Genomic DNA, 6,652 nt, shown 5'->3' on the forward strand with positions numbered 1-6,652 from the left:
AGGATACCGCCGTCCATTTGTGCAGCACCAGTGATCATGTTTTTAACATAATCCGCGTGTCCTGGACAGTCTACGTGCGCGTAGTGACGTGCTGGAGTGTCGTACTCAACGTGAGAAGTTGCGATTGTGATACCGCGCTCACGCTCTTCTGGAGCGTTATCGATAGATGCGAAATCTTTAGCAACACCACCGTACACTTTTGCAAGTGTAGTACAGATAGCAGCAGTTAGAGTTGTTTTACCGTGGTCAACGTGGCCGATAGTACCAACGTTTACGTGCGGTTTCGTACGTTCAAATTTTTCTTTAGACATGGGGTGTCCCTCTAGGTACGGATTAGGTGGCTTAAAATAAGACCACGCAACCAAAAAAAATGGTTTTCTTTATTAAAGGAGAAGAAGCTTTAGACTGGTGCTAATACCCAGAGTCGAACTGGGGACCTCACCCTTACCAAGGGTGCGCTCTACCGACTGAGCTATATCAGCACACAAAATGAGTTGGAGCGTGCAGCGGGAATCGAACCCGCATCATCAGCTTGGAAGGCTGAGGTAATAGCCATTATACGATGCACGCAACACGTAACTCTGTTTGAGCTATTTAACCTTTAGAATATGGTGGAGAGGGACGGATTCGAACCATCGAAGGCAGTGCCAACAGATTTACAGTCTGCTCCCTTTGGCCACTCGGGAACCTCTCCAAATTTTGAGCTTTCTCTCGCTTGCCTTATAGGAAGGGAGAAAGTGGTGCCGACTACCGGAATCGAACTGGTGACCTACTGATTACAAGTCAGTTGCTCTACCTACTGAGCTAAGTCGGCACAAGTGGGGCGCATTTTATTGAATGATTTTCCACCTTGCAATAGTAAATTGAAAAAAAGTGCAAAATTCTCTGACCAAACTCCTACATACGGCTATTTAGCTCAAGGTTTACGTCTTTAACCCGCATCTAGTACAGGAAGATATTTTATTTATCTATCGCTTGATGTATTTTCCATGCACTTGTTTTGTTATCCACTATAGAGTTTTGTATGAGCCCATTTATGTCATTTGACCGCGAACGTTGGTCTGAGCTAAGGAATTTAGTTCCGATGACACTTTCTGAGAGCGACTTAAAAGAGCTTCAAGGCATCAATGAAAAGCTCACAATGGAAGAGGCAGTAGAGATCTATCTACCGCTATCTCGTCTATTGAACCTCTATGTGGCAGCCAGACAGAATAGAAACTCTGTACTCCACCAATTTCTAGATAAGAAAGAGAAAGCGCCACCTTTTATCATCGGTATTGCGGGTAGCGTAGCCGTTGGCAAAAGTACCACTGCGCGCCTGCTTAAAGCCCTACTCTCTCGCTGGGAAAACCACCCAAAAGTTGAACTAGTGACAACCGATGGCTTTTTATATCCAAACGAGGTGTTAGAAGAGAAAGGGTTGATGAGCAAAAAGGGCTTTCCGGAGTCTTACGATATCAAGCGTTTAGTGAACTTTGTTTCGGATGTAAAGGCATGCAAGAGAAATGTCACAGCACCTGTTTACTCGCATCTTACGTACAACATTACTGATGACGTTAAGTGCGTCGACCTACCAGATGTGCTTATTATTGAAGGACTTAATGTCTTACAAACCGGTATGAATTATCCACACGAACCACATCGCGTGTTTATTTCAGACTTCCTTGATTTCTCACTCTATGTTGACGCTGATAGCCAACAAATCAAAGAGTGGTACGTCAATCGTTTTATGAAATTCCGCGATGGGGCGTTTACTAAGCCTGGCTCTTACTTTAGTCATTACACTAAATTATCGAACCAAGCCGCATTGGATAAAGCGGAAGGTATCTGGAGTTCAATTAATGGCTTGAACCTTGAACAAAATATCCTTCCGACAAGAGAAAGGGCTCACCTGATACTACGTAAAGGCGCAGATCATATGGTTGAAGAAGTGTTACTAAGAAAATAGTAACGCCTTAATCGCCTTTTCTTAGCGATATCTCACCACCAATATAGCTCTCGATACCATTCTCAGTTTTGAGTAATACAGCGCCTTGTTCATCGATGCCTTGAACAACACCTTCAATTTCTCTAGGTCCAATGATCAGCCTAACATTGCGACCTAAGAAATTATCCAAGCGGTTCCAACGCTCTACAAAATTGGACATTCCTTTCAGCTCATAATCGACAAGAGATTTATCCCAAGCATTGATCAGAGCCTGCGCTAATTGATTACGGTCAGGTACCTTTCCATCACACACTTCTTTAAGGGAAGTCCATGGCTGGCCAATACCTGATGTTGTTGGATCCATGGATAGGTTTAGCCCTAAACCAATCACAATATGCGCAGCGCCACCAGACTGTCCTGACAACTCGACCAAGATACCTGCAAGCTTCTTATCATTGTGGTAGAGGTCGTTCGGCCATTTGAGCTTTACACCTTCTACACCCATTTCTTCCAAAGCTTCAACAACAGCAACACCAACCACAAGGCTTAAGCCCATCGCGGCAGCCATCCCTGCGTCAAGTCTCCAATACATTGAAAGATAGAGGTTTGCACCGAATGGCGATACCCACTCTCGTCCACGGCGTCCACGACCCGCAGCTTGATATTCAGCAATACAGACAGAACCCGATTCGAGGGTGTTAGTACGCTCTAATAGGTGTTGGTTTGTAGAACCTATGATGGGAATGAGTTCAAGAGAAGCATCGCGACTAACTGCAGACAATTTTTCTTGGTCAAGCATATCCAAACGACTGGCTAGCTTGTAACCCTTGCCTTGTACTCGATAGATATCTAAACCCCACTCTTGAATACCTTTAATGTGCTTACTGATAGCCGCTCGTGATACACCAATCATTTCACCTAGGTCTTCACCTGAATGAAACTCACCGTCAGCAAGGCATCTCAATAGTGCAAGCTTGGTACTGTGTTCTCTCATACCAATGACTCCAAAGCCTTGTCTAGGTTTGTCTCGCAGTCTCGTCCCATAAAGCGCACTTCATGTTCCAATCGAATATCGAATTTATTCAAGACGGACTGGCGCACTCGCTCTGCAAGCTTAAGGATATCCACAGCAGAAGCCTCATCATAATTGATAATAACCAATGCTTGGTTGGGGTGAACCTGAGCGCCACCTTCTGTTACACCCTTGAACTGGCATTGATCAATCAGCCAGCCAGCAGCAACTTTGATCATGTCATTACTCTCATAGCCGACAATATTTGGATATAGAGCTAACAAGCGATCAAAATGATCTTGGGTGATCACCGGGTTTTTGAAGAAGCTACCCGCATTCCCTTGTACTCTAGGGTCTGGCAGCTTACTTGAACGAATAGCACACACTTCATCAAATATAGTGCGAGGAGAGAGCGTATCGGCTGATAGGCTTTTTAACGGGCCATAGTGATTACATGGCTCCCACTCTTTCGGCAACGTTAAACCAATCGCAACAACAATCGCTTTATCGTAGAGAGCGTGTTTGAAGATAGAATCTCGGTAACCAAAGAGACACTCTTCTTTGCTTAGTCGCTTAACTGTATAAGTATCCAGACACAGAATATCGACATACTCGCATACGTCTTGCAGCTCAACTCCATACGCACCAATATTTTGAATCGGAGCAGAGCCGGAACAGCCGGGTATCATTGCTAGGTTTTCTAGACCACCCAGCCCTTTATCTACACTCCACTCAACCAAGCTTGGCCAATCCTCGCCACCACTTACATGCAGTAGGTGATGACTGTCCGTCTCGGCCAGCTCAATCCCGGCTAATTTATTCACGATGACCAGGCCAGCGAAGTGCTCGGTAAAAAGCATATTACTGCCCTTACCCAGTATTAACTTAGGCAAAGCTGACCATTTAGGGTCTTTGTAAAGCGAAATCAGTTCTTCGGTAGTGGTGACTTCAACCAACGCATCACACGTCTGATCGATAGAAAAAGTATGAACATTTTTTAAACTAGCATTGAGATGGAATTGCATGGCGATATTCAATTAACTTACACTGCGGTCATTCTACAGCAGATAAACCAATGGCGCAGTGACTGAATGAACAATGTCATCATTACTCAATTAGACCCAGTAAAGGTTCCCCTAGTTAAACGTTTCTATAAAGAACACTACCCAACGGGAAAAGCGAATAAGAGTGAACTGATCTACTCGTTATTGCTGGATAACGAGCTGTGCGGTGTCGTGCGTTTTCGTACAATAGAAAATAATCGTTTACTTACTGGAATGGCGATATCAAAACAACATCGCGGTCAGCAATTAGGCTCCCAGCTTATGGATTATTGTGCGCAACATACGCTTTCTGAAGACGATTACTGCTTTGCTTACGCTCATCTCACCAATTTTTATGCGCGACACAAATTCGTACAAGTAGACCCTAAAGATCTACCAAATGGTTTAAGAGTTTTATACGAGCGCTATTCGAATAGCGGAAAAGATCTCATTCCTATGCATTATCAGCAAATTTGTTAGAGAATGCCTCGATTATCTAGTATTTGGTGCTATCCCTTTGGTAAAATTAAAGGTTCGCAATTTTGCATATTTTTAAGGTAAAACAGTCAATATGATTGCCAGTAGGAATCCATTCATACAGTTGCCAACCATAGCGCAGAATCCTGACAAGTTTGAAGTACTACTATCAGCGCAAGAGTTTCGAACTCGCCTACTTGATGAGATATCTCGCGCAACGACTCGTATTAGTTTAGTCGCTTTGTACCTTGAAGATGATGAGGCTGGCCGTGAGATCCTAACTGCCTTATATGAAGCAAAGCAAAAGAATCCAGAATTAGACGTGAGCGTTTGTGTCGATTGGCACCGAGCGCAGCGTGGATTGATTGGTGCAGAGTCTTCTGAAGGCAATGCAGCCATGTATAAAGAGTTTGCAGAAAAATATCAGCATTCTGTGCCCGTCTATGGTATTCCAGTTCGCGGCAAAGAAGTCTTTGGCGTATTGCACTTAAAAGGCTTTATCGTCGATGACAGCGTGATATACAGCGGTGCAAGCCTTAACAATATCTACCTGAATTACCATGACCGCTATCGCTTTGATCGTTACCACGTTTTAAACAACTCAGCTCTCGCTGACTCAATGTTTACCTACGTACACGAACAGATGGTTGCGGACAGCGCTGTTTATGACCTGGCTGATAAGAACAAGCCTGCGACCAAAGAACTGAAACCAGCGATTCGTCAGTTTCGAGCATCCTTGGCAAGATCTCAGTATCAATTCGAAGGGCAAGAGGTTTCAGCAGACCAAGTTGCTGTAACACCATTGGTTGGTATCGGTAAAAGACGTAACCGTCTGAATCAGGGGATCAATCAACTCGTCGCTCAAGCTAAAGATGAAATCTTCATCTGCACACCTTACTTCAACTTCCCACCTAGCCTAGCTAAAGAAGTGAAGAAAGCGCTTAAGCGTGGCGTAAAGGTCAGCATTGTTGTTGGTGATAAGACAGCGAATGATTTCTTTATCTCGCCAGAAGAAGAGTTTAAAACAATTGGTGGTTTGCCATACCTTTACGAATTGAACTTACGTCGTTTCGCTAAGGCCAATGAAGCTCATATTGCTAGCCGTAATCTATCAATTCGACTTTGGCAACACGATTCAAATAGCTTCCACCTAAAGGGCATTTGGGTAGATAAGCGCTACATGCTACTAACAGGTAATAACCTAAACCCACGCGCATGGAAGTTGGATCTAGAGAACGGTATATTTATCCAAGATAACTACCATCACCTAACAGACAAGTTTCAGGCTGAAGTGGATAACATCCTTCAACACACTCAGCTTATCTGTACTTATAAGCAGTTAGATAAGGTAGAGAGCTACCCGATGGAAGTTCAGAAGTTGATTCGTAAGATCACTCGTGTAAAAGCCGACAGAGTGCTTAAGCAAATACTTTAGTCGATTGTATTAGGAACTCTATTTATCAACGCCTAGCAAACGCTAGGCGTTTTTGTATCTACGAGATAGCGAGATAGCGAGATAGCGAGATAGCGAGATAGCGAGATAGCGAGATAGGTTTGCTTAATGGTTATTTCAAGTCAACATCTCTATTTATTGATAGTGAGGGTGATAGCTTGAAATGTTAAACATCCTTCGTTTTCCTTAGTTCCAGATACGTGTATCAGGTACAGGAACGATTAAACAAATACCAACATAATCGATAATTACCTCCTACGCATTAAAAGCAATAACGTTCGCTACTCCCTACAACAAGGGACGAGCGTGTTAGGGTATCTAACATAGAAAGCACTCAGATTCGCCCAATTTGATGTTCTGTTCTACTTGGGTTACCTAAAAGAGTTAGAAGTAACTATTTCGATTCGTCAGATTTAGAACCAAACCACCTCCCAACACCTTGTAACAGAGAGACGCCTCAGCGATAACGATAAAGTCTATAGCAAAAGTCCAAAGCTCAGATGCCGGAAATGACGAAAGCCTAGTCGTCAGACTAGGCTTTCTAATATGTACCGAGATAGCATGAAGTGCAGGGGCTCGGTGTCTTTACAACACTCATACAATCTAACCACAAAACACTTTTCTTCAAATGTAAAAAAGCCCTGCTATTTCTAGCAGGGCTTCTCTAATAAGTGGCGGAGTGGACGGGACTCGAACCCGCGACCCCCGGCGTGACAGGCCGGTATTCTAACCAACTGAAC

General features: G+C 43.8%; 6 protein-coding genes and 4 tRNA genes. 3 read left to right on the forward strand and 7 right to left on the reverse strand.

The genetic code is table 11. The annotated features are described in order from the left end of the window. From MSG36_RS23725 to MSG36_RS23745, 5 genes are all read right to left on the reverse strand, one after another. A partial coding sequence (locus tag MSG36_RS23725) for a GTP-binding protein (protein WP_248369912.1) occupies nucleotides 1-311 on the reverse strand: 311 nt, incomplete at its 3' end. A gap of 95 nt (nucleotides 312-406) precedes the next feature. Continuing rightward, nucleotides 407-482 (reverse strand) — tRNA-Thr (locus MSG36_RS23730). 13 nt (nucleotides 483-495) lie between these two features. Next, a tRNA-Gly gene (locus MSG36_RS23735) sits at nucleotides 496-570 on the reverse strand. A 39-nt stretch (nucleotides 571-609) separates the two neighbouring features. Continuing rightward, nucleotides 610-694 (reverse strand) — tRNA-Tyr (locus MSG36_RS23740). Nucleotides 695-738: 44 nt separating this feature from the next. Continuing rightward, nucleotides 739-814 (reverse strand) — tRNA-Thr (locus tag MSG36_RS23745). Nucleotides 815-1,024: 210 nt separating this feature from the next. On the opposite strand from MSG36_RS23745, the gene coaA reads away from it, so the two are divergent. After that, nucleotides 1,025-1,948, forward strand: coding sequence for a type I pantothenate kinase (gene coaA / locus MSG36_RS23750; RefSeq protein ID WP_017066910.1), 924 nt, complete (start codon nucleotides 1,025-1,027; stop codon nucleotides 1,946-1,948). Between the two features lie 7 nt (nucleotides 1,949-1,955). On the opposite strand, the gene birA is transcribed toward coaA, so the two are convergent. After that, on the reverse strand, nucleotides 1,956-2,921 hold the full coding sequence (birA, locus tag MSG36_RS23755; protein ID WP_248369914.1) for a bifunctional biotin--[acetyl-CoA-carboxylase] ligase/biotin operon repressor BirA: 966 nt from the start codon (nucleotides 2,919-2,921) through the stop codon (nucleotides 1,956-1,958). After that, nucleotides 2,918-3,964: a UDP-N-acetylmuramate dehydrogenase gene (gene murB / locus MSG36_RS23760; RefSeq protein WP_248369916.1), complete on the reverse strand. Its 1,047-nt coding sequence runs from the start codon at nucleotides 3,962-3,964 to the stop codon at nucleotides 2,918-2,920. The genes birA and murB overlap by 4 nt, the downstream gene beginning before the upstream one ends. Nucleotides 3,965-4,030: 66 nt before the next feature. Here murB and MSG36_RS23765 point away from each other — a divergent pair, with 66 nt between their 5' ends. Both MSG36_RS23765 and pssA read left to right on the forward strand, forming a co-directional pair. Next, on the forward strand, nucleotides 4,031-4,462 hold the full coding sequence (locus MSG36_RS23765) for a GNAT family N-acetyltransferase (RefSeq protein ID WP_059022223.1): 432 nt from the start codon (nucleotides 4,031-4,033) through the stop codon (nucleotides 4,460-4,462). 91 nt (nucleotides 4,463-4,553) lie between these two features. Beyond that, the gene (gene pssA / locus MSG36_RS23770; protein ID WP_059022225.1) at nucleotides 4,554-5,894 is read left to right on the forward strand and encodes a CDP-diacylglycerol--serine O-phosphatidyltransferase; all 1,341 of its coding nucleotides are present in this window, start codon (nucleotides 4,554-4,556) and stop codon (nucleotides 5,892-5,894) included. Nucleotides 5,895-6,652: the final 758 nt, after the last annotated feature.

Source organism: Vibrio sp. 1CM8B, from assembly GCF_023161685.1.
Lineage (GTDB): Bacteria > Pseudomonadota > Gammaproteobacteria > Enterobacterales > Vibrionaceae > Vibrio > Vibrio coralliirubri.

Coding starts and splice junctions, on each gene's coding strand:
- coaA (WP_017066910.1), top strand. CDS start 1,025: ATGAGCCCATTTATGTCATTTGACCGCGAACGTTGGTCTGAGCTAAGG.
- birA (WP_248369914.1), bottom strand. CDS start 2,921: ATGAGAGAACACAGTACCAAGCTTGCACTATTGAGATGCCTTGCTGAC.
- murB (WP_248369916.1), bottom strand. CDS start 3,964: ATGCAATTCCATCTCAATGCTAGTTTAAAAAATGTTCATACTTTTTCT.
- MSG36_RS23765 (WP_059022223.1), top strand. CDS start 4,031: ATGAACAATGTCATCATTACTCAATTAGACCCAGTAAAGGTTCCCCTA.
- pssA (WP_059022225.1), top strand. CDS start 4,554: ATGATTGCCAGTAGGAATCCATTCATACAGTTGCCAACCATAGCGCAG.